The following is a 20,240-nucleotide window of genomic DNA, read 5'->3' on the forward strand; positions in this document are numbered from 1 at the left end:
CAACTAGTTGAGTGATTTTTCTCAATGTGTTGCTTCTCCCCTCAACGACAAGTGAGCGTCATGAGGGGATCAAAATGCGCCAAGTCTTTCGCCGCCGACTACTGACCGCCGTCGGGTTTTCCGTTCTCGCTGCCGCGCCGCTGGCGCGCGCCGACGAGGTGGCGCCCGAAGGCCAGGTCGACCACGTGGTCGTCACCGGCTCGCGCGGCGCGGCCCGCACCGTCAGCAGCGCCCTGGCCCCCATCGACGTGCTGAGCAACCAGGCGATCGAGCAGGCAAACAAGGCCAATCTGCTGGAGCAACTGGGCGCGACCCTGCCGTCGTTCTTCGTACCCAATGTGCCGACGCCCAACATCGGCAGCATGGTCCGCGCCGGCCAGCTGCGCGGCCAGAACCCCGGCCACACCCTGGTGCTGGTCAATGGCAAGCGTCGCCACTCGACGGCCTTTCTGGGTGCGGGCGGCTTCTCGGCCACCGCGCCGGTCGACCTGTCGCTGATCCCCAGCGGCGCCATCAGCCGGATCGAGGTGCTGCGTGACGGCGCCTCGGCGCTGTACGGCTCGGACGCCATCGCCGGGGTCATCAACATCATCACTGAGGACGACGCCGAGGGCGGCTTCGGCTCGGTCCGCTATGGGAAGTTCACCGAGGGCGACGGCGCCACCACAGTGGTGCAGCTGAGCCAGGGTTTCAAGTTCGGCCAGGGCGGCCACCTGCGCCTGACCGGCCAGTACGACGACCAGAAGATCGTCATCCGCAACAGCCCGGTGAACCCGAACCTGCTGTTCTATTTCCCGATCAGCACGATCACGGGACAGGAGGTCGTTCCGGCCGGAACTCTGAACAGCAATCCCAGCCTGCCGGCCAACGCCGTGCCCAATCCGCGCGAGGCCACGCGCGACAACAACGCCTGGAAGAACCTGGGCAAGGCGCCGTTCACCCTGAAGTCGCTGGCCGCCGACATCGCCCATCCGATTGGCGAGACCGCCGAGGCCTACGGCTTCTTCACCTATGCCGAGCGCACCTCGGCCGCGCCGCAAAACTTCCGCACGCCCAACCGCGACGAGGTGGTGCGGGCGATCTATCCGGACGGCTTCACCCCCGTCGAGGAGATCGACGAGAAGGACTATTCCTCGGCGATCGGCATCCGCGGCAAGGATCTGCTGGGCTGGGACTGGGATCTCAGCACCAACTACGGCCGCGACAAGGTCGACCTGTACGTCACCAACTCGATCAACGCCTCGTGGGGCCTGGCCAGCCCGACAGACTTCTACCTGGGCAGCAACCGCTATTCGGCCTGGACCAGCAACCTGGACTTCAAGCGGTCGGTGAGTCTGTGGTCGATCCCGACCGACCTGTCGGTGGGCGCGGAGTACCGCAAGGAAGACTTCGCCCTGACCGCCGGCGACGTGGCCTCCTACACTTGGGGCGTGCCCGGCGTGAACTCCGCCGCCAACCCGCCGCGGGTGCTGGACGGTCCGCGCGCTGGCCAGATCATCCCGCGCTCGCTGGGCGTCTCCCAGGCCCTGCCGGGCTATAGCCCCGCCGACGTCCAGAACATCGATCGCAAGGCGCTGTCGCTCTATGTCGGCGCTGGCCTGAACCTGACGCCGCAATGGACCGTCGACCTGGCCGCCCGCTACGAGGACTTCTCCGACTTCGGCTCGAAGTCGACCTGGCGGGCCTCCAGCCGCTATGAGATCAGCCCACGCCTGGCCGTGCGCGGCACGGTTAGCACCGGCTTCCACGCGCCGGCGCTCGCGTCGCTGTCCTACCGTTCGACCGGCAACTCCAACACCAGCACCAACTACGTGCTGTCGGTGCTGTCGCCCGAGGCCCAAGCCCTGGGCGCCTCGCCGCTGCAGCCGGAGACCTCGGTCAATCTCAGCTTCGGTTTCGTGGCCGAGCCGTTCTGGGGGATCAAGCTGGCCGTCGACGCCTATCGCATCGACGTCGAGAACCGCATCACCCAGATCGCCAATTTCAACGTCGCGGCCCGTCCGCTGGGCCCGGCGACCGGCAGTCCGTCGCTGTCGGAGCAGCTGACCAACGGCCGCATCCTGCGCGGCGACGGCATCAGCTATCTGGTCAATTCGTCGGACATCCGCACGGACGGCATCGAGATCACCGCCGACAAGGTGTTCAGGCTCGAGCGCGACACCTTCACGCTGGGCTATGCGGCCAACTTCAACAAGATCTCGCTGCGCAAGATCTATGACGCCCCGCCGGTGCTGGCCTCGTACGGCATCACGCTGCTGGATAGCAGCGCGGCCATCAATCTGAAGAACTCGGTCCCGAAGTCGAAGCACATCCTGTCGGCGGGCTGGAAGCGCGGGCCGTTCGACGTCAATGTCCGCCAGAGCCACTGGGGCAAGCTGCGGCGCTCGGGCACGGTCAATGTGCCGCCGACCACCGGCCCGTGGGCGGGGGTCACCCAGTACGACTACGACATCGGCGGACTGTGGACGACCGACTTGAACGTCTCGGTCGACGTGCGTGAGAACGTGCGCCTGACGGTGTCGGGCAGCAATGTCTTCGGGGCCAAGCCGACCAGGACGCCCGATCCGCTGCTGCCGGCCCAGGCGATCTATTCCTACCAGAACAACGGCGCGATCGGTCCCGAGGGCGCGTTCTGGTCCGCCACGGTGCGCTACCAGTACTGACGGGGGGCGGATGCCGGTGGGCGCGCAGTCGCCGTCATCCATCCTCGCCAAGGGCGGCCGGGGCCTAGCGCCGGCCGGCCGACCCGCCTAGCTTGCCGCCATGACCTCGGCCGCTTCGCCCAAACCACCCTCGGCGTTCAAACCCGTCGTGCTGACCGACGCCGCCGGCGTCGCCTTCCTGCGCCGGCACCCGGCGATGGGCGAGGTGACGACCGAGCCGCTGGCGGGCGCGATCCAGGCCGCGCTGCACTTCCTGGACGGCGTGCGGATGCCGCCGCAGGAGGACTGGGCCATGCCGAACGCCAATGTGCCCCGCGACCGCGAGCCGGACCTGAACTTCGAGAACAGCGACCACGCCCCGCCGCTGGGCTTCTGGATGACCCATCCCGACGTCCTGGCCTGGACGACGTCCGCCCTGGAGGGCGAGCGCGCCGAGTGGTGGGTCAAGGTCTGGGTGAAGGGAGTCTAAGGGCTCCACGATGTGAGAAAGTCTCCTATAAGATGGAATGAAGAGCTTCGGCGGCCGGAGCGATAATCCAGGGAGACGACGAGATGCGACGTGCGCTGCTGGCCAGCCTCATCCCGTTCGGCGCGATGCTCGTGAGTTTGAGCGCTCAGGCCCAGACCATCGACCGCCACGCCCTGGTCAGCCGGCATGACGTGCGCCTGACCAAGGTGGATCCGTCCGCCCCGCTGATGGTCGGCAACGGCCAGATCGGCTTCACCGCCGACATCACCGGCCTGCAGACCTTCCCCGAGGCCTATTCCAAGCTGGCGCCGCTGCTGACCGAGGCCCAGTGGGCCTGGCACGCCTTTCCCAATCCGAACAACTACACCTATGCCGACGGGACCACGCCGATCGACGTGCGCGGGACCAAGCAGCCCTACGCCTACATGAAGGACTGGAACGAGGCCCAGACCCGTCCGGCCCTGGCCTATCTGCGCGAGAACCCGCACCGCTTCTCGCTGGGCCGCGTGGCCCTGGAGCTGCGCGACAAGGCCGGCAAGCCCGCGCAGTTCGAGGACCTGACGCAGACCGAGCAGACCCTGGACCTGTGGAGCGGCGTGCTGACCAGTCGCTTCACCTATGATGGCGAGGCGGTGGTCGTCCGCACCCGCGTCCACCCGACCCTGGACATGATCGTGGTCGACGTGGACTCCGCCCTGGTCGAACAGGGACGGCTGAAGCTGTCGGTGAAATTCCCGGGCGTTTCCAAGACCCTGAACCCCAACCCGTCCGACTGGACCCATCCGGAGCTGCACACGACCAAGCTGACGGGGGAGGGGCCAAGCCGCCTCGACGTTGCGCGCCAGCTGGACGCCACCCGATACTTCGCCGCCCTGCAGGCCGACCGCGCCGTCGACTTCACCGCCGCCGGGCCGCACGGCTACATCGTCGCGCCCAAGGCCAAGGGGCGGACGCTGGGGCTGGAGGTGGCCTTCGCACGCCAGGCCCTGCCCAAGGCGTTGCCCAGCGTGGCGGTCGCCGACCAGGCTGCCCGGGCGCACTGGAAATCCTATTGGACGCAAGGCGCAGCCGTCGACTTCTCGGGCAGCACCGATCCGCGCGCCGCCGAGCTGGAGCGCCGGGTGGTGTTGTCGCAATATCTGATGGCCCTGAACGGCGCGGGCGAGGTCCCGCCGCAGGAGGAGGGGCTGTTCTCCAACAGCTGGAACGGGAAGTTCCACCTCGAGATGCACGCCTGGCACGCCGGCCAGTTCGCGCTGTGGAACCGGCCGCAGCAGCTGGAGCGCAGCCTGCCCTGGTATGTCGGCCATCTGAAGGACGCCCAGGCCCGCGCCGCCAGCCATGGCCTGAGGGGCGCCTGGTGGCCGAAGATGGTCGGCCCCGACGGCGTCGACAGCCCGTCGAAGGTCTCGCCCTTCATCATGTGGCAGCAGCCGCACCCGATCTGGATGTCCGAGCTGGTTTGGCGCGACAAGCCGACCAAGGCGACCCTGGCCAAGTACGGCCGCTTGGTCTCGGAGACCGCCGAGCTGCTGGCCAGCTTCCCGCACAAGGACGACAAAGGCCGCTTCGTGCTGGGCCCGCCGATCATCCCGGTGCAGGAGAACTACGACCCCCTGACCACGGTCAATCCAGCCTTCGAGCTGGCCTATTACCGCTGGGGTCTGGAGACGGCGCAGCAGTGGCGGGTCCGCGCCGGCCAGCCCCGCAAGCCCGAGTGGGACGCGGTGATCCGGGGTCTGGCTCCCCTGGCGGTCAAGGACGGCCTCTACCTGCCGGCCGAGTCCGCGCCGGACTTCTGGGACAACGCGCGCAGCCCGGCCTGCTCCAAGAACGCCATCGAGTCGCAGTGCGTAAACCGCGACCACCCGTCGTTCCTGATGGCCTATGGCCTGATCGCCGGGAAGGGCGTCGATCCGGAGACCATGCGGCGCACCCTGCGGGCGGTGGAGAGCGACTGGGACCTGCGCCAGACCTGGGGCTGGGACTATCCGATGGCGGCCATGACCGCCGCGCGCCTGGGCGAGCCGGACAAGGCGATCGATTGGCTGTTCTATGACGCCAAGAACAACAAGTTCGGGGTCAGCGGCATGACGCCCCGCGTCCATCTGGATGCGCACGCCGAGGCCTTCGTCCCGACGGCGGGGGCGGGGCAGACGGTCGGTCCCGACGGTCCGGGCTATACCCGCGCGGCCGAGACCTACTTCCCGTCGAACGGCTCGCTGTTGGCGGCCGTAGCGATGATGGCCGGCGGCTGGGACGGCTCGACCGGTCCGACCCCGGGCTTCCCCAAGGACGGCCGGTGGGTGGTGAAGGCCGAGGGCTTCAAGCCGCTGCCTTAGGCTGACCTGTCATCCCGGCCGCAGCGCAGCGGAGAGCCGGGACCGCGGAAAGCGGCGCTTCCTGCGGTCCCGGATCGGCGCGCTCCGCGCTTGTCCGGGATGACAGCTGATGCTCACCCAACCAGGCCGTTCACGTACTCTTCGATGTTGGTGAACCCGTCGCCTTCGCGATCCTGGACGGCGTCGGCGGGATCCTTCGGGTTCAGGCCGTGGGCCTTCTCCCAGGCGTCGGGCATGCCGTCGCCGTCGCTGTCCTTGGGCGCGGCGGTCGAGGCGGTCGTGAACCAGCCGCCGACGTCCTTCTGGCTGTTGATGATCTTGCCCTTGCGGTCGATCACGCTCTGAACCACGCGGGCGTCGATCGGGTCGCGCTGGCGCGAGGCGCCGGACTTGGCCAGCACGGCCTTGTAGGCGTCGGGCGCGGTCTGGGTGGCGACGTCGCCGAACGCGAAGGGCTGGTCGACGACGTGCTCGCCCGGGGCGGCCGGCGAGGCCAGGACCAGGCTCTTCTGATCGGCGACCAGCTGATCGTCCATCCAGTTGCCGGCGAAGTGGGTCAGGCCGCTCTTGTTGCGGATATAGAGGGCCAGCGGGCCGCCCGTATTGGCGCCCTGGATGTAGTAGTTGGCCACGAAGTTGGAGTGGGTGGTCGAGTTGGTGTTCAGGTCCTCGCCGGCGGCGAAGCGCGAGGCGTTGTCCGGGCGGCCATAGAACGGGTCCATGGCCCAGCCTTGGCTGAAGCCCGGCTCCCAGTTGTAGAAGTCCGTCGTCGCCCCGGGACCCCAGTTGTAGAAGACGTTGTTGCGGAAATCCAAGGTGACGCCCTCGGGGTCGTCGGCGGCCTTGGCGTAGTTGCCGATGCGCGGCATCCGCGCCTCGTGATGGGCCCACAGATTGTGGTGGAAGCTGTAACGGGCCCCATACGAGCCCTGCAGCAGGCTGCCATAGCCGTGGTCGCCCTTCTCGTGGATCGAGTGGTTCAGGCTCTCGGCGATCAGCGACCACTGCACGGTGACATTGGTCAGGTGCTTGACCTGGGGCGTGACCTTCTGGGTGACCGACAGGCTCTCGTCGATCGACCAGCCCGACGAGATGTGGTCGAGGATGATGTCCGAGCCGCCGCCGATCGAGAGGGAGTCGTGCTCCTTGCCGACCTCGTCGCCGACCCGCGAGCGCAGGTAGCGTACGATCACGTGGTTGGCGTCGATCAGGAACTGGCCGTCGCGCAGGGTGATCCCGTAGCCCGGCGCGGTCTGACCGGCGATGGTGATGTAGTCGTTGGCGATCGTCAGGTCGCTCTTCAGGCGGATCACGCCGCCGACCTCGAAGACCACGATGCGCGGTCCCTCGGCCTCGACCGCCGCGCGCAGCGAGCCGGGGCCGGCGTCGTTGAGGTTGGTGACCTTGATGACCTTGCCGCCGCGACCGCCCTTGGCGAACCGACCGAAGCCCTCCGCCCCGGGAAAGGCCAGGGTCTGGGTCTGGGGCTGAGCTAGGGCCGAGCCGGAAAGGCCGGCCAGCAGTCCGGCGAGCACCAGGGTTTGGGGCCACGTCTTCATCGGTTTCCTCGCCCAGCGCTGACGGCTGTTGCGGCGCAGAGTTGCAGATTCGCGCCCGCCGTTAAAATATGTGGGTACCGGTCCCATATCGTAGAATGCGTTCCATGCGAAACCCGACGACCTCGACCCATCGACGCCAGTTCCTGGGCGGCGGCGCCCTGGCCTTGGCGACGGCGATGACCGCGCCGGCCCTGGCTTCAGGGCAAGCGGTGGTGGGGAAGGGCGCCGAGCCGCCGCGCGACTGGGTCGATCCCAAGACCGGCCACCGCATCGTGCGGCTGTCGCCCGAGCCCGGTACGCAGAGCCTCTATTTCCACCAGAACGGCTACACCCCGCAGGGCGACAAGCTGGTGTTCAAGAGCGCCGCCGGCATCTGGCTTTGCGATCTGAAGACCTTCAAGACCGGCCTGCTGGTCAAGGGGCCGGGCGTGGACCTGCTGTTCACCACCCGCCATTCGCGCGACGTGCTCTATTCGGTCACCGCGCCCAAGATGGCGGATGGGAGCGAGGGCCTGGCCGCCGACCGGCCCAAGACCATCTGGGCCATCGATATCGACACCCGAAAGGCCCGCAAGATCGCGCAGATCCCGGCCGGGGCGATCAACTCGATCAATGCCGACGGCACGCTGCTGGCCGGCTCGGTGTCCTACGGCGCCAAGCCGCTGCAGCCGCAGACCGAGGACGACCGCAAGCGCTTCGGCCAGGCCGAGTACGCGGCCAACGGTCCCGACGGCAAACCCCTGTCCTTCGCCAAGGCCAAGGGCGTGCGGATGACCGAGCGCTTCGAGACCGACGTGCCGGCCGAGATCTTCGTCATCGACCTCAAGACCGGCGCGCGGACCGTGGTCCACAAGTCGGTGCGCTGGCTGGGCCACATCCAGTTCTCGCCGACCGATCCGTCTCTGGTGATGTTCTGCCACGAGGGCCCCTGGCACCGGGTCGACCGCATCTGGACGGTGCGGGCCGACGGCACGGGCCTGACCAAGATCCACACCCGGACCATGAACTTCGAGATCGCCGGCCACGAGTTCTTCTCAGCCGATGGCAAATGGATCTGGTACGACCTGCAGACCCCGCGCGGCCAGGTGTTCTGGATCGCCGGCCACGAGCTGGCCACGGGCAAGAAGCTGTATCGCCGCGTCGAGCAGAACGAGTGGTCGGTGCACTACAACGTCGCGCCGGACGGCCTGCTGTTCGCCGGCGACGGCGGCGACGAGGACATGGTCGCCCACGCCAAGGACGGCAAATGGATCTACGCCTTCCGGCCCGAAACCATCCGCGACGCCGCCACCCAATACTACACCGATGACCTGATCACCGTGGACAAGATGGCCAGCGAGAAGCTGGTCGACATGTCGACCCATGACTACCGGCTTGAGCCCAACCTGACCTTCACGCCGGACCAGAAGTGGATCGTGTTCACGTCCAACATGCACGGCGCCAACCACGTCTATGCGGTCGAGGTGGCCAAGGCCTGAGACCGGCCTAGAGGCCTGTCACGCCCGAGGAGGCCGTCACCTCGGGCGGCTTGCCGTCCAGGGTGTCGACCTTGGTGCGGGTGAAGCGCCAGTCGCGGGCGTTGGCGATGCGGCCGCCGGTCTGGCTGTCCAGATCCAGGTTGTCGAAGCTGAAGCGCTCCAGCGGCAGGTCGGGGAAGGCGGCGACCTCGAAGGCGGTCTTGGCGCCGATGGCCTTGATGTCCTTCACGCGCACGTCGCTAAGGCGGCAGCGGCCCTTCTCCGGCGGCACGGGCTGGGTCATCACCTTCCAGTAGGGCGGCACGTCGGTCATGCCGGCCGGGATCTCGGCGTAGCTGTAGGTCGGGTTCCAGTTCAGGTTCACCCGAAACACCGTGAAGACGTCCTGCAGACGCAGGTCGGCGATGTCGATGTTCGAGACCGCGCCGCCGCGCGTGTGGGCCGACTTGAACAGGATGCCCACGGGCGTGGGATGATGGACCTTCAGGCCCGAAACCTTGATGTCGTGGAAGCCGCCCGAGGTCTCGCTGCCGAATGTGATCCCGGCCGAGGCGTCGCGGACAACGCAGTCGCGGATGACGACATTGTAGGTCGGCCGCGCCACGCGCAGGCCGTCGGCGTCGCGGCCGGCCTTCAGGCACAGGGCGTCGTCGTTGCAGGTCACGTCGATCCGTTCGACCAGCACGTCGTGCGAGGAGTCGATGTCGACGCCGTCGGTCGAGGGGCCGCGGCCGCCCTCGTTGTTGCGGATCTCGATGTCGGCGATGTGGACGTCGTGCGAATAGCAGACATGCACCGTCCAGAAGCCGGCGCGGCGCAGGCGCGGCCCAGCCAGCTCGACCTGCTCGCTGTCGAACACCTGGATCAGGCGGGGGCGCTTGCAGTCGTAGTCGGCGGCCCAGCGCAGGCCCTTGGGATCGTACTTTCGGCGCAGCGCCCAGTAGCTGTCCCAGAACACCTTGCCGTCGCCGTCGATCGTCCCGTCGCCGACGATGCGGACGTTCTTCTGCCGGTAGACATTGATCAGGGCCGCCGGCCAGGTCAGCTCGATGCCGGCCACGCGGGTGGGCAGTTCGGGATAGTCGGCCAGGTTTTGTGAGCCCCGCAGGGTCACGCCCTTGTCCAGCCGCAGGGTGACGCCGGATTTCAGGAACAGCGCGCCGGTCAGATAGACGCCGGGCTTCAGCGCGACGGTCGCGCCGGTCTTGGCCGCTTCGTCGATGGCGGCCTGGATGGCCTTGGTGTTCAGCGTCTTGCCGTCGCCGACCGCGCCGGTGACGAAGATCGCCTTGCCGGCCGCCAGAGCAAGGCTCGGCGCAGAGACGGCGACGAGGCCGAGCTGGAAGAGCGCGCGACGGTCCATGGCTACTGCCTCGCCGGATTGAAGTCGGGCGTCTGGGCCTGGACATACGCTTCCCACTCGGCGCGGGAGTGGAAGTCCAGCCCTTTGTCCCAGGCCGCGCCCATGTAGTAGACGAACGGCTTGCCGGGCATGACCTTGACCAGCACCAGCCAGTCGCTGTCGGTCTCGACCACGTCGACGATCTGGCGCGGATCGACCAGCAGGGCCAGGCCCATGGTGCCCTTGTCGGGATCGGTGACGTCCCAGAACGTGAAGGCGCCCTTGGTCTTGTCGGCCTGGAAGTCGCCCGGCCGGTCGGCGGTCGGCTTCTTGGTGATGCCGATGGCCACGGTGATCGGGCCCTTGGCGTTGGAGCCGAAGGTCGAGACCATCCGCGTGAAGTTGGTGCCCATGGGCAGGGCGAAGGTCCGGCTTTCCCAGACCTGGCGGCCCTTCTTTGTTTCAGAGCCGCCGACTTTCCAGGGCGCGTAGTCGACCTTGAACGACGCCACGTCGGGGCCGTCCTTCAGGATCTTGTAGTCCTTCCAGTTGCGCGACACCCACAGCTTGCCGCCGTCCCAGACGCCCAGTCCGCCCGCGCCGCGCCAGGTCTTGACGTTGTAATAGTCGATGCCCTCGCCGTGATAGGCGTGCTGGTCGCCGGTGCGCAGCTGGCGGGTCATGAACGGGTAGCGCACGCTCTTGCCCCAGGCGTCGATGCCCGAGGTCGAGGGCGGCTCGTACTGCTCCAGGGCCGGGCCGTAGATGCGGTGGGCCGTGCGGTCGTTCTCCCACAGGATGTCGTCGTAGCGCTCGGGGGCGTAGCGGACCGTGGCGCGCGGCTGGTCCTGGCCGGCGGGCGGCGGGGTCATGCGGAAGATCATCTTCGGCGGCGTCGGCTGGCCCGGCGCGGCGGGCGGGACCTGGGCCGGGGCCAGGCCCGGGCCCTCGATCAGCGGGTCATAGGCCAGCGCGGCCACGGCCTTCATCTCGGTGGCGTGGCGGGTCTCTTCCTCGGGACCGCGCACGGTGCGGGGCAGGGCCGGGGTCGGGGTCGTGGCGGCGATGAAGGCCGGCGCATCGCGCGGCGGTTCGGCCAGGGGCAGGGCGGTCGTCGGCTTGGCCAGGTTCATGACCTCCAGCCCCGCCAGCAGGAAGGCGCCGGTGCCGTACGGGCCGATGTCCGTGGCGGTGGTGGGCACGGGCTGGTCGCCGGTCTTCTGCACCGCGCCGATCATGCCGTCAGGCAGCACCTGGGCCTCAAGGCCTTTCCAGCCCTTCAGCACCGCCGGCAGATAGGTCGCGCGGTCCAGAACGCCGTGATTGATCCCCCAGGCCAGGGCGTAGACGAAGAAGGCCGAGCCCGAGGTTTCGGGCTCCGGGAACTTTTCCGGCTGCATCAGGCTGGACGCCCACAGGCCGTCGGCGCGCTGCAGGCCCGCGACCCGCTTGGCCATGGCCTGATAGACCATCAGGTAGCGCGGGCGCTGGATGTAGTCGGCCGGCATCGATTCCAGCACGCGGGCCATGCCGCCCATCACCCAGCCGTTGCCGCGCGACCAGAAGAGCTTGCGGCCCTTCTCGTCCCGGCGCTCGATGAAGCGTTCGTCGCGGTAGTAGAGGCTCTCGTCCGGATCATAGAGGCGGGCGAAGGTGCGCCACCACTGCTTGTCCATGGCGTCGAGATACTTGCGGTCGCCGTCCAGCGCGCTCATCCGCGCCAGCACCGGCGGGGCCATGAACAGCGAGTCGCTCCACCACCAGACCAGATGTTCGGGGATCGGCAGGCGGGCCAGATGCGGCAGTGACCAGTCCAGGCGCTGGCGCAGCGGCATCAGCGTCCCTTCCTGGCCGCGGCGGGCGTAGAGCTCCTGATAGAGCGCGCCGATCGCCATCTCGTCGGCGTTCAGCATGGTCTTGCCGGACCGGGCGCCGCGCAGGGCGTAGTTGTAGTGCTCGGCCGCGTCGGTCAGGAACTTCAGGGTGTCCTGGTCCTGGGTCACCCGGGCCAGGCGGGCGGCGCCGACATAGTAGGTGGCCGAGACCCAGTTGGACGACATCTCGCGCACGGCCCCGCCGGTGGTTACCGGGATTGGCTCGGCGCGCATGGCCGCCATCTGCGCGGCGTTGGCGCGGACCAGGGTCGCCAGCACGGCGTCGGCGGCGGGGATCTGCCGCTCCGCGGCGATCGGCTTGGCGGCGGGCGCGGCCAGGGCCGGCGCGGCGGTCGCGAGCGCGGCGCTGGCCAGCAACAGGGCGATGAACGGACGGCTGGAGGTTGCTCGAGACAGGGGCGAAATCCTCCACGGGACGCCGGTGTAACCGGTGTCATTTTCACTATGTGGATACCTATTCCACAGACTGAAAATCCTGGGAAGGTCGCGGACGGGCTGGCGTCGCCTCAGACGCTGCTCAGCAGCAGGCTGGTCTCGCTGTTCTGCACGCCGGGCGTCTCGCGCACGTGGCGCAGGATGCGGTCGAAGTCCTGCAGGCTGGCGGCGCGGATCTCGGCCACCAGGTCCCAGGCGCCGTTGGTCGAGTGCAGCGACTGCAGCTCGGGCAGGCCCCGCAGGCTGCGGATGACGGCGGTGGTCGACTTGCCCACCACCTCGATCATCATGATCGCCCGCACCGCGTCGTCCTCAGCGTCCTGGCGCACCCGGATCGTGAAGCCCAGGACCGCGCCGCTGTCGAGCAGACGGGTCAGGCGGCTCTCGACCGTCTGGCGCGAGACTCCTAGCAGCAGGGCCAGTTTCGACAGAGGCGCACGGCCGTCCTCGCGCAGGGCGCCGATCAGCCGGCGATCAAGGTCGTCGAAGATGTGCATTTTGCAAAACTCGTGGTCACAACATCAAAAGTGACAAAAAGTCTGGCGCTTTGCCAGGCTAATTGAGCATCCCGTTCGGTATCGACGCGCAGTTAGGGTGTCGCCCAGGCTTTAAACCGGAGGGCTACCCCGTGCTTTTGATGGATGTCGACGCCGTCGTGAACCTGGTCGATCGGATCGGCCTGGAGACCGTGCTGACCGAGATGGCGAGCTATATCGAGGACGACTATCGGCGCTGGGAGTCGTTCGAGAAGTCGCCCCGGCTGGCCAGCCACTCGCCTGACGGGGTGATCGAGCTGATGCCGACCAGCGACGGCCAGGCCTTCGCCTTCAAGTACGTCAATGGCCATCCCTGCAACGTCGCCCAGGGTCTGCAGACGGTCGTCGGGTTCGGCGTCCTGGCCTCGGTCCGCACCGGCTATCCGGAGCTGATCGCCGAGATGACCATCACCACGGCGCTGCGCACGGCGGCGACCTCGGCGATGGTGGCGCGTCACCTGGCGCGCGACGACGCCAGCACCATGGCGATCATCGGCCTGGGCGCGCAGTCCGAGTTCCAGGCCCATGCCTTCCGCGCCGTGCTGGGCGTGCGCCGGCTGCGGGTCTACGACGTGGACCCGGCCGCGACGCGCAAGTTCCTGGTCAACATGCGCGACCGGGGCTTCGAGATCACCGTGGCGCAGTCGGCCGCCGAGGCGGTGATGGGCGCCGACATCGTCACCACCGTCACCGCCGACAAAGCCCAGAACCACATCCTGTCCGACAACATGGTCGGGGCCGGCGTGCACCTGAACGCGGTGGGCGGCGATTGCCCGGGCAAGACCGAGCTGGCCGCCGACATTCTGCGCCGGGGCGAGGTGTTCGTTGAGTTCGCGCCGCAGACCCGCATCGAGGGCGAGATCCAGCAGCTGGAGCCGGACTTCCCGGTCACCGAGCTGTGGCAGGTGGTGACGGGCAAGGCGCCCGGCCGGCGCGGCGCGGACCAGATCACCATCTTCGACTCGGTGGGCTTCGCGATCGAGGATTTCTCGGCGCTGCGCTATCTGCGCGATCGGATGACCGAGGCGGGCGAGGGCGTGCGCCTGAACCTGCTGGCCTCGCCGGGGGATCCGCGCGACCTGTTCGGCCTGCTGACCGCGCGCGAGACGGCGCAAACACCCATCGCCGTCTAGGCCTTCCGGAGCCTCCTGTGCGCAAAGGGCGGGCAGGAGGCGCCCGGGAAACCGGAAACTGCGGTTGCCAGCCGGACGAGGTTGCCTGAGAACTGGACGAACAGAACAGAATAATAGGGATCAGCCGGGCAGCGGGCGCGCGTCGGTGACGACGAAGCCGGACTGCTGTGACGCACGCTGGGAGCGATGCGTCCGGTCAGGTTCATGTCGGGGATGGCGAAACGCCGATGAAGATGGATATGCGGGGGGGAGACGATCGTCACGCGCGCCTGTCGGACCTGGTCACCCGCCATCGCGACACGATCGTCCGCTACTTCCGGCGCAAGGGCTTGGACCAATCCGCGGCTGAGGACGGCGCGCAGGAGACCTTCGTCCGCATCAGCCGGGTGGATCCGGGCGAGCTGGTCAGTCCCGAGGCCTATCTGTTCACGGTCGCCTCGAACGTCTTCCTGGAGCGCGGCCGCCGGGCCCGGACGCGGCGCGAGGATCGCCACGTGCACATCGACACCGTCGAACTGGTCGGCAGCGAGCACTCGCCGGCCCGCATCTTCGAAGGGCGCGAAGCCCTGGTACGGCTCTCCAAGATCCTGGAAGAGCTGCCCTCGCGCACCAAGGAAGTTTTTCTGCTCAACCGAATGGACGGTCTGACCTACACTCAACTGGCGACGCGGTTCGGGGTCTCTGTGGGCACCATCGAAAAGCAGGTGAGCAAGGCGCTCGGGCATATCCGGGTGCGGATGGATCAGGATGCGTAAGCGTAACTGGATTTTTGCCGGCGGACCCCGGTCGCCCGGGGGCAAGGGCCCCGAGGCGGCGGCCGATTGGGTGACGCGCCAGGGCTCCGACCAGCGCACGCGCGACGACGACCAGCAGCTGCAGACCTGGCTGGCGGCGGACAAGGCCAACGGCGCGGCGTTCGACGCCCATGCCGGCATCTTCAACGCGGTCGGCGATCTGGCCGATAACCCCGAGGCCCGCGCGATCCTGATGGGCTCGGGCAAGACGCCGGCCCGGCGGATCGATCGCCGACTGCTGCTGGGCGGCGGACTGGCCGCCGCGGCGGCCGTGACCGGGGTGATCGGCGCCGGCCTGCTGGCCAGCAAGACCTATCGCACCGAGCCGGGCGAGCAACGCCGTCTGCGCCTGGCCGATGGTTCGACCGTGATGCTGAACACCCGCTCGCAACTGCGGGTGCGCTTCGACAAGGACGAGCGGCGTCTGTTCCTGGACCACGGCCAGGCCTGGTTCCAGGTCGCCAAGGACGCCCAGCGGCCTTTCCGCGTCTTTGTCGGCCAGGACGAGGTCAGGGCGCTGGGCACGGCGTTCGACGTCCGCCGCGAGGGCCAGCGCGCGACCGTGACCCTGGAAGAGGGCAAGGTGGCGATCTTCCGTGACACGACCAGCCAGCGCTTGCCCGCGACCGCCGCCGGTGGAAAATCCAAGCTGCTGGCCGGCCCCGTCGCGCCCTCGGTGATCCTGTCGCCCGGCGATGAGGTCCGCCTCATCCCCGCCGCGGCCCCGGCTGTCGTCGCCGTAGACCTGGCCCATGTCCAGGCCTGGCGGACCGAGCGGGTGATCCTGGAATCCACCCCGCTGGGCGAGGCCGTGGCCGAGTTCAACCGCTATGGCGGCCCGCGCCTGGTGCTGGGCGATGCGGACCTGTCGACCCTGCCTGTCAGCGGCGTCTTCCACACTGATCGCCCGCAGGCCTTCGCCGAGGCGATTGCCACCGCGTTCCCCGTCGAGGCCCATGCGGGCGACGGCCAGATCGTCCTGACGCACCGCTAGTTTTTGAACCGCGTTCATTTCGTCACAAAAAGTTCGAAGGGCGATGGGGGTGAATCCCTCGCGCTGCATCCCTGTCACTGAACGCTTGAGTTCAATGGGGGCGGATAATGAAGACCATCGACCTTCGGGGTATGCTGCTGGCGGGATGCGCGGCCCTGGCCATGGCGGGCGGCGCGACGGCGGCCCAGGCTCAGGCCCAGTCGCGAGACTACGCCATCGGGCGCCAGGACCTGGCCTCGGCCTTGCGAGCCTATTCACTGAAGAGCGGCCAGGACGTCGTCTATGATCCCAGCCTGGTGCGGGGGCGGGTTTCGCCCGGCGCCAGCGGTCACCTGACCGACGAGGCGGCGCTGAAGGCGCTGCTGTCGGGCAGCCGCCTGACGGTGCGGCGCACGCCGGCCGGGGGCTTGAGCATCGTGCCCGAGGGCCAGGCGACGAGCCCCCAGGCCGAACCCGCCGGGGATCTCACGGCCCAGGCCGCCCTCATTGACGAAGTCATCGTCACCGCCGGCAAGCGCGCCGAGCGTCTGCAGGACCTGGCCGGCGGCGCGTCGGCCGTCACGGGTCAGCAGCTGCAGGCCGCCGGCGCCCAGAGCAACGCCGACTATCTGGGCCGCATCCCGGGCGTGGTGTTCAACGAGGGCACTTCGGGCCAGTCGGCCGTGACCATCCGCGGCGTCGGCGCCACGGCGGGCATCGACCAGGGGCAGGGGCCCACGGGCTACTTCCTCAACGAAATCCCGCTGACCGAGCCCAGCTACGCCTCGGGCATTCCCGACGTCGACACCTTCGACCTGAACCGCGTCGAGGTGCTGCGCGGCCCGCAGGGCTCGCTGTTCGGCTCGGCCTCGCTGGGCGGCGCGATCAACTACATCGTCAACACCGCCGACACGTCGGACTATGACGCGGCGACCGAGACGACGGTCCGGCAGATCGCGCGCTCGGGCAAGGCCAGCTATGCGGTGAAGGGCATGGTCAACGTGCCGATCATCCAGGACAGGCTGGCGGTGCGTGTGGCGGGCTTCTCGCGCGAGGACGCCGGCTACATCAAGAACCTGGGCACGGGCACGACCAACAACCTGCAGGTCAACGGCGTGCGCGGCTCGGTGGTGTTCACCCCGACTGACCGCACGACCCTGTCGCTGCTGAGCCTGTACCAGAAGAACAAGTCGGACGAGATCGCCACGACGCACAGCACGTTCGGTCCCTTCGCCCGCTCGACCATCCTGCCGGGGCCGACCGATTACGACTTCGAGATCCACTCGCTGCGGCTGGACCACGAGTTCGACTTCGCCAACCTGACGATCCTGGCCTCGACCAACACCAAGGACCACCTGCTGAAAAGCGACGTCACGCGCACCAGCGCGCTGCGGACCTTCGCGCCCAAGGGTGTGCTGTCGGAAGAGGACATGCACACCAACATGAAGACCTTGGAGGCGCGTCTGGCCTCGAAGGGCGACGGCTCGTTCAAGTGGCTGATCGGCGGCATGTATTCGGAGACCCAGACCGACGTCGCCACGCTCAGCAGCCTGCCGACCGGCGCGGCCGTGCTGGCCTCGCGCTACAACGCCGTCCAGCTGCAGGGCGAGTATTTCAACCGCACCTACAGCCATCGCGAGGGCTCGGAAAAGGCGCTGTTCGGCGAGGTCAGCTACGAGTTCCTGCCCAAGGTGACCGCAACGGTCGGCGGCCGCCTGTTCGATACCAAGTACTGGGTCGAGATCGAGCGTTACGGCATCAACTACGGCCTGACGGGCCAGATGGTGCCGCGCCGCAACGCCGGCGACGACGGCTTCGTGCCCAAGGTCTCGCTGGCCTGGCGGCCCAGCCGCGACCTGACGGTCTTCGCCCTGGCCAGCAAGGGCTTCCGGTTCGGCAATCCCAACACCGTCGTGGATCTGCCCGGCTTCGACACCCCCGCGGCCTGGGCCTCTGACTCGCTGTGGAACTACGAGCTGGGCGCACACTCGAGCTGGCTGAACGGCCGTCTGGAGGTCGATGCGTCGATCTACAACATCGACTGGAGCGACATCCAGGTGCGCCTGGTCCGTCCCGGCGACAACTTCACCTACGGGACCAATGCCGGCTCGGCGCGCATCCGCGGCGTCGAACTGGCGGTGGTGGGGCGTCCGACCAACAACCTGACCCTGATGTCCAACATCACCTATCTGGACGCCAAGCTGACCGAGACGGTGCGCACCGCCTCGCCGCCGCTGCTGGAAGGCACGCGACTGCCCGGCGCCTCGCCCTGGCAGATCTCGAACTCGGCGACCTATCGCTTCGATGCGCCGCTGAGCCCGGTCCTGACCGTCTCGCACCGCTATCTGGATGAGGCCCCCGAGACCCTGCAAGGCCCGGACGTCAAGGTCGCCGGCTATAACCAGTTCGACGCCCGTCTGAACTTCAGCCTCGAGACCGTCGACGTGGCCCTGTTCGCGACCAACATCGCCAACAAGCGGGCCGTGGCGTTCGGCTACGGCCTGTCGACCAACGGCACGGGCCTGAACGAGTTCGTCATCCGCCCGCGCACCGTGGGCGTGACGGTGAACTGGAAGCTGCGCTAGCCAATCCCCTCGGCGCGCGGTCCTGCAGGTCGCGCGCCGAACCTTCCCCCATCGAACATGAGGTTGGCGGCATGGCCGGCGGACTTCGATTTGCAGTGATGCTGGCCGCCGTGGCCTTGCTCGGCGGCCCGCCTGTCGCTGCGGCGGCGGCCCAGCCGATCCGGCCGCAGGACATTATGGGCCTGACCGACGCGTCGGACCCGCAGATGTCGCCCGACGGCAAGTGGGTGGCCTATGTCGTCACCCCCACGCTGTCGACCCAGCGGCCGTCGCGCTCGGCGATCTGGATCGCGCCGGTCGATCGCAGCGCCCAGCCCCGACGCCTCACCAGCGGCACGCAGATCGAGAGCGGCCCGCGCTGGTCGCCGGACGGGCGAGAGATCGCCTTCCTGTCCAACCAAACCCCCACGGCCGGCCTCGCGGCGCGGCAGCTGTGGATCGCCCCGGTCGACGGCGCCCCGGCCCGCCGGGTGACGGCCTCGGTCACGGAGGTGCGCGGCTTCTCGCGGACGAACGATGGCAAGGCCTTCGCCTATGTCGCCGCCGACCCCAAGACCGACCAGCAGAAGGCCGATATCGCCGCCAAGCGCGACCAGACGGTCATCGACGACAAGGTTGATCTGGGCCGTCTCTGGCTGCTCGACGCGGCCGGCGGGCAGCCCCGCCGCATCGCCATCGAGGGCCGCAACATCGCCGACGTGCGGTGGTCGCCGGACGGCAAGCGGCTGGCCGCACGGGTCGCCGACACCACCGGCCTGAACGACTATTTCTACCACTCGGACGTGGTGGTCATCGACGCCGCCACCGGCGCGGCGCGGATCGTGTTCGAGGAGGCCTCTGGCCCCGGCGAGTGGTCGCCTGACGGCAAGCGCCTGGCCTTCATCCAGCTGCGCGAGCAGTACATCGGCCTGCGCGCCTGGATCATCGATGTCGACAGCGACAAGCGTCTGCGGATCGGCGAGGACCATCCAGGCCACATCCGTCGCCTGGACTGGGCGCCGGACGGCCGCTCGCTGCTGGCGCAATCGTTCGAGAACACCCGCACCAAGCTGGTGCGTATCGACGCCAAGGACGGGCGCATCTCGACCGTGCTGGCGTTCGACGGCCGGCTGAGCGGCTTCAGCGTCGAGGGCAAGCGCGTGGCGCTGGCGGCCGACACCCCGACCCGGCCCGACGACATCTGGCTGTGGACGATGGGCCAGGCCAAGGCCGAGCCCCTGACCGACCTCAATCCGCAGGTGCGCCAATGGACCCTGGCCTCGGTGAACGAGGTCAGCTGGACGAGCAGCAAGGACGGCCAGACGGTCTACGGGACCCTGGTGACTCCGCCGGGCTATGTCGCCGGTACGCCGATCAAGACGGTGATCCAGGGTCACGGCGGCCCCGAAGGCCTGTGGTGGTCGGGCTGGCTGGGCAGCTGGCACGACTGGGCTCAGATGCTGGCCACCCATGGCTATGCGGTGCTGTTGCCCAATCCGCGCGGCTCGGAAGGCCGCGACATCGGCTTCACGCGCGGCCCGATCAACGACTGGGGCGGCAACGACTTCCAGGACGTGCTGGACGGCCTGGACATGCTGGTGGCCCAGAAGATCACCGATCCGGCTCGGGTCGGCATCGGCGGCTGGAGCTATGGCGGCTTTCTGTCGGCCTGGGCAGCGACCCACAGCGACCGCTTCCGCACCGCCATCGTCGGCGCGGCCCCGGTCGACATCCCGTCCATGTTGCTGACCACCGACACGCCCGACTTCGTGGCCGGCTATTTCGGCCGCTTCCCCGAGAATCTGGCGCGGATGGATGCGTCCTCGCCGGTGCGGTCCATCGACCGGGTCAAGGTTCCGGTGCTGGTGCTGCACGGCGAGCTGGACCGCCGGGTGCCGGTCGGCCTGGGGCTGTCCTTCTACCGGGGCCTGCGCCTGCTGGGGAAGGACGCCACCATGGTCAGCTATCCGCGCGAGCCGCACTGGCTCTACGAACCCGCCCACCAGACCGACATCCAGGAACGGGTGCTGGCCTGGTTCGACGCGCACCTGTGACGA

Annotated in this window: 13 protein-coding genes; 9 read left to right on the top strand and 4 right to left on the bottom strand. The window is 68.4% G+C overall.

The features are described 5' to 3' along the window. Nucleotides 1–74: 74 nt before the first annotated feature. The 3 genes from ABDW31_RS21625 to ABDW31_RS21635 all read left to right on the top strand — a co-directional run bounded on the left by ABDW31_RS21625 (nt 75) and on the right by ABDW31_RS21635 (nt 5,474). Nucleotides 75–2,663, top strand: a complete 2,589-nt coding sequence (locus ABDW31_RS21625; protein ID WP_343699544.1) for a TonB-dependent receptor — start codon at nt 75–77, stop codon at nt 2,661–2,663. Nucleotides 2,664–2,763: 100 nt separating this feature from the next. Then, nucleotides 2,764–3,132: a hypothetical protein gene (locus ABDW31_RS21630; RefSeq protein WP_343699545.1), complete on the top strand. Its 369-nt coding sequence runs from the start codon at nt 2,764–2,766 to the stop codon at nt 3,130–3,132. 83 nt (nt 3,133–3,215) lie between these two features. Further along, nucleotides 3,216–5,474, top strand: coding sequence for a hypothetical protein (locus ABDW31_RS21635; protein ID WP_343699546.1), 2,259 nt, complete (start codon nt 3,216–3,218; stop codon nt 5,472–5,474). Between the two features lie 113 nt (nt 5,475–5,587). Here ABDW31_RS21635 and ABDW31_RS21640 read toward each other — a convergent pair whose 3' ends face one another. Further along, nucleotides 5,588–7,033, bottom strand: a complete 1,446-nt coding sequence (locus tag ABDW31_RS21640) for a pectate lyase (protein WP_184720531.1) — start codon at nt 7,031–7,033, stop codon at nt 5,588–5,590. Nucleotides 7,034–7,137: 104 nt separating this feature from the next. Here ABDW31_RS21640 and ABDW31_RS21645 point away from each other — a divergent pair, with 104 nt between their 5' ends. Beyond that, nucleotides 7,138–8,511 carry an oligogalacturonate lyase family protein gene (locus ABDW31_RS21645; RefSeq protein WP_221444704.1) on the top strand — a complete coding sequence of 458 codons (1,374 nt, stop codon included), beginning with the start codon at nt 7,138–7,140 and terminating at the stop codon, nt 8,509–8,511. A gap of 7 nt (nt 8,512–8,518) precedes the next feature. Here the strand turns inward: ABDW31_RS21645 and ABDW31_RS21650 are convergent, their stop codons facing one another. From ABDW31_RS21650 to ABDW31_RS21660, 3 genes are all read right to left on the bottom strand, one after another. Further along, the gene (locus ABDW31_RS21650; RefSeq protein ID WP_184720529.1) at nt 8,519–9,874 is read right to left on the bottom strand and encodes a glycosyl hydrolase family 28 protein; all 1,356 of its coding nucleotides are present in this window, start codon (nt 9,872–9,874) and stop codon (nt 8,519–8,521) included. 2 nt (nt 9,875–9,876) lie between these two features. After that, a complete protein-coding gene (locus ABDW31_RS21655; protein WP_343699547.1) occupies nt 9,877–12,105 on the bottom strand; it encodes a glycoside hydrolase family 88 protein in 2,229 nt (742 codons plus the stop codon). A gap of 149 nt (nt 12,106–12,254) precedes the next feature. Further along, a complete protein-coding gene (locus tag ABDW31_RS21660; RefSeq protein ID WP_184720527.1) occupies nt 12,255–12,680 on the bottom strand; it encodes an Lrp/AsnC family transcriptional regulator in 426 nt (141 codons plus the stop codon). Nucleotides 12,681–12,820: 140 nt separating this feature from the next. Here ABDW31_RS21660 and ABDW31_RS21665 point away from each other — a divergent pair, with 140 nt between their 5' ends. From ABDW31_RS21665 to ABDW31_RS21685, 5 genes are all read left to right on the top strand, one after another. Beyond that, the gene (locus ABDW31_RS21665; protein WP_184724025.1) at nt 12,821–13,852 is read left to right on the top strand and encodes an ornithine cyclodeaminase; all 1,032 of its coding nucleotides are present in this window, start codon (nt 12,821–12,823) and stop codon (nt 13,850–13,852) included. A gap of 227 nt (nt 13,853–14,079) precedes the next feature. Then, nucleotides 14,080–14,607 carry an RNA polymerase sigma factor gene (locus tag ABDW31_RS21670; protein WP_184720525.1) on the top strand — a complete coding sequence of 176 codons (528 nt, stop codon included), beginning with the start codon at nt 14,080–14,082 and terminating at the stop codon, nt 14,605–14,607. Further along, nucleotides 14,600–15,640, top strand: coding sequence for a FecR domain-containing protein (locus tag ABDW31_RS21675; RefSeq protein WP_184720523.1), 1,041 nt, complete (start codon nt 14,600–14,602; stop codon nt 15,638–15,640). Before ABDW31_RS21670 ends, ABDW31_RS21675 begins: the two co-directional genes overlap by 8 nt. Nucleotides 15,641–15,747: 107 nt before the next feature. Next, complete coding sequence (locus tag ABDW31_RS21680; protein WP_343699548.1) at nt 15,748–18,204, top strand: TonB-dependent receptor; 2,457 nt, start codon at nt 15,748–15,750, stop codon at nt 18,202–18,204. Nucleotides 18,205–18,275: 71 nt separating this feature from the next. After that, nucleotides 18,276–20,237, top strand: a complete 1,962-nt coding sequence (locus ABDW31_RS21685) for a S9 family peptidase (RefSeq protein WP_184720519.1) — start codon at nt 18,276–18,278, stop codon at nt 20,235–20,237. Nucleotides 20,238–20,240 lie beyond the last annotated feature (3 nt).

Source organism: Caulobacter sp. (genome assembly GCF_039596335.1).
Taxonomy (GTDB): Bacteria; Pseudomonadota; Alphaproteobacteria; order Caulobacterales; family Caulobacteraceae; genus Caulobacter.

Bases quoted from the DNA above. Each gene is read 5' to 3' on its own strand.
- ABDW31_RS21635 (WP_343699546.1), top strand. From the start codon at position 3,216: ATGCGACGTGCGCTGCTGGCCAGCCTCATCCCGTTCGGCGCGATGCTC.
- ABDW31_RS21645 (WP_221444704.1), top strand. From the start codon at position 7,138: ATGCGAAACCCGACGACCTCGACCCATCGACGCCAGTTCCTGGGCGGC.
- ABDW31_RS21675 (WP_184720523.1), top strand. From the start codon at position 14,600: ATGCGTAAGCGTAACTGGATTTTTGCCGGCGGACCCCGGTCGCCCGGG.
- ABDW31_RS21680 (WP_343699548.1), top strand. From the start codon at position 15,748: ATGAAGACCATCGACCTTCGGGGTATGCTGCTGGCGGGATGCGCGGCC.
- ABDW31_RS21685 (WP_184720519.1), top strand. From the start codon at position 18,276: ATGGCCGGCGGACTTCGATTTGCAGTGATGCTGGCCGCCGTGGCCTTG.
- ABDW31_RS21630 (WP_343699545.1), top strand. From the start codon at position 2,764: ATGACCTCGGCCGCTTCGCCCAAACCACCCTCGGCGTTCAAACCCGTC.
- ABDW31_RS21650 (WP_184720529.1), bottom strand. From the start codon at position 9,874: ATGGACCGTCGCGCGCTCTTCCAGCTCGGCCTCGTCGCCGTCTCTGCG.
- ABDW31_RS21665 (WP_184724025.1), top strand. From the start codon at position 12,821: ATGGATGTCGACGCCGTCGTGAACCTGGTCGATCGGATCGGCCTGGAG.
- ABDW31_RS21625 (WP_343699544.1), top strand. From the start codon at position 75: ATGCGCCAAGTCTTTCGCCGCCGACTACTGACCGCCGTCGGGTTTTCC.
- ABDW31_RS21640 (WP_184720531.1), bottom strand. From the start codon at position 7,033: ATGAAGACGTGGCCCCAAACCCTGGTGCTCGCCGGACTGCTGGCCGGC.
- ABDW31_RS21670 (WP_184720525.1), top strand. From the start codon at position 14,080: ATGAAGATGGATATGCGGGGGGGAGACGATCGTCACGCGCGCCTGTCG.
- ABDW31_RS21660 (WP_184720527.1), bottom strand. From the start codon at position 12,680: ATGCACATCTTCGACGACCTTGATCGCCGGCTGATCGGCGCCCTGCGC.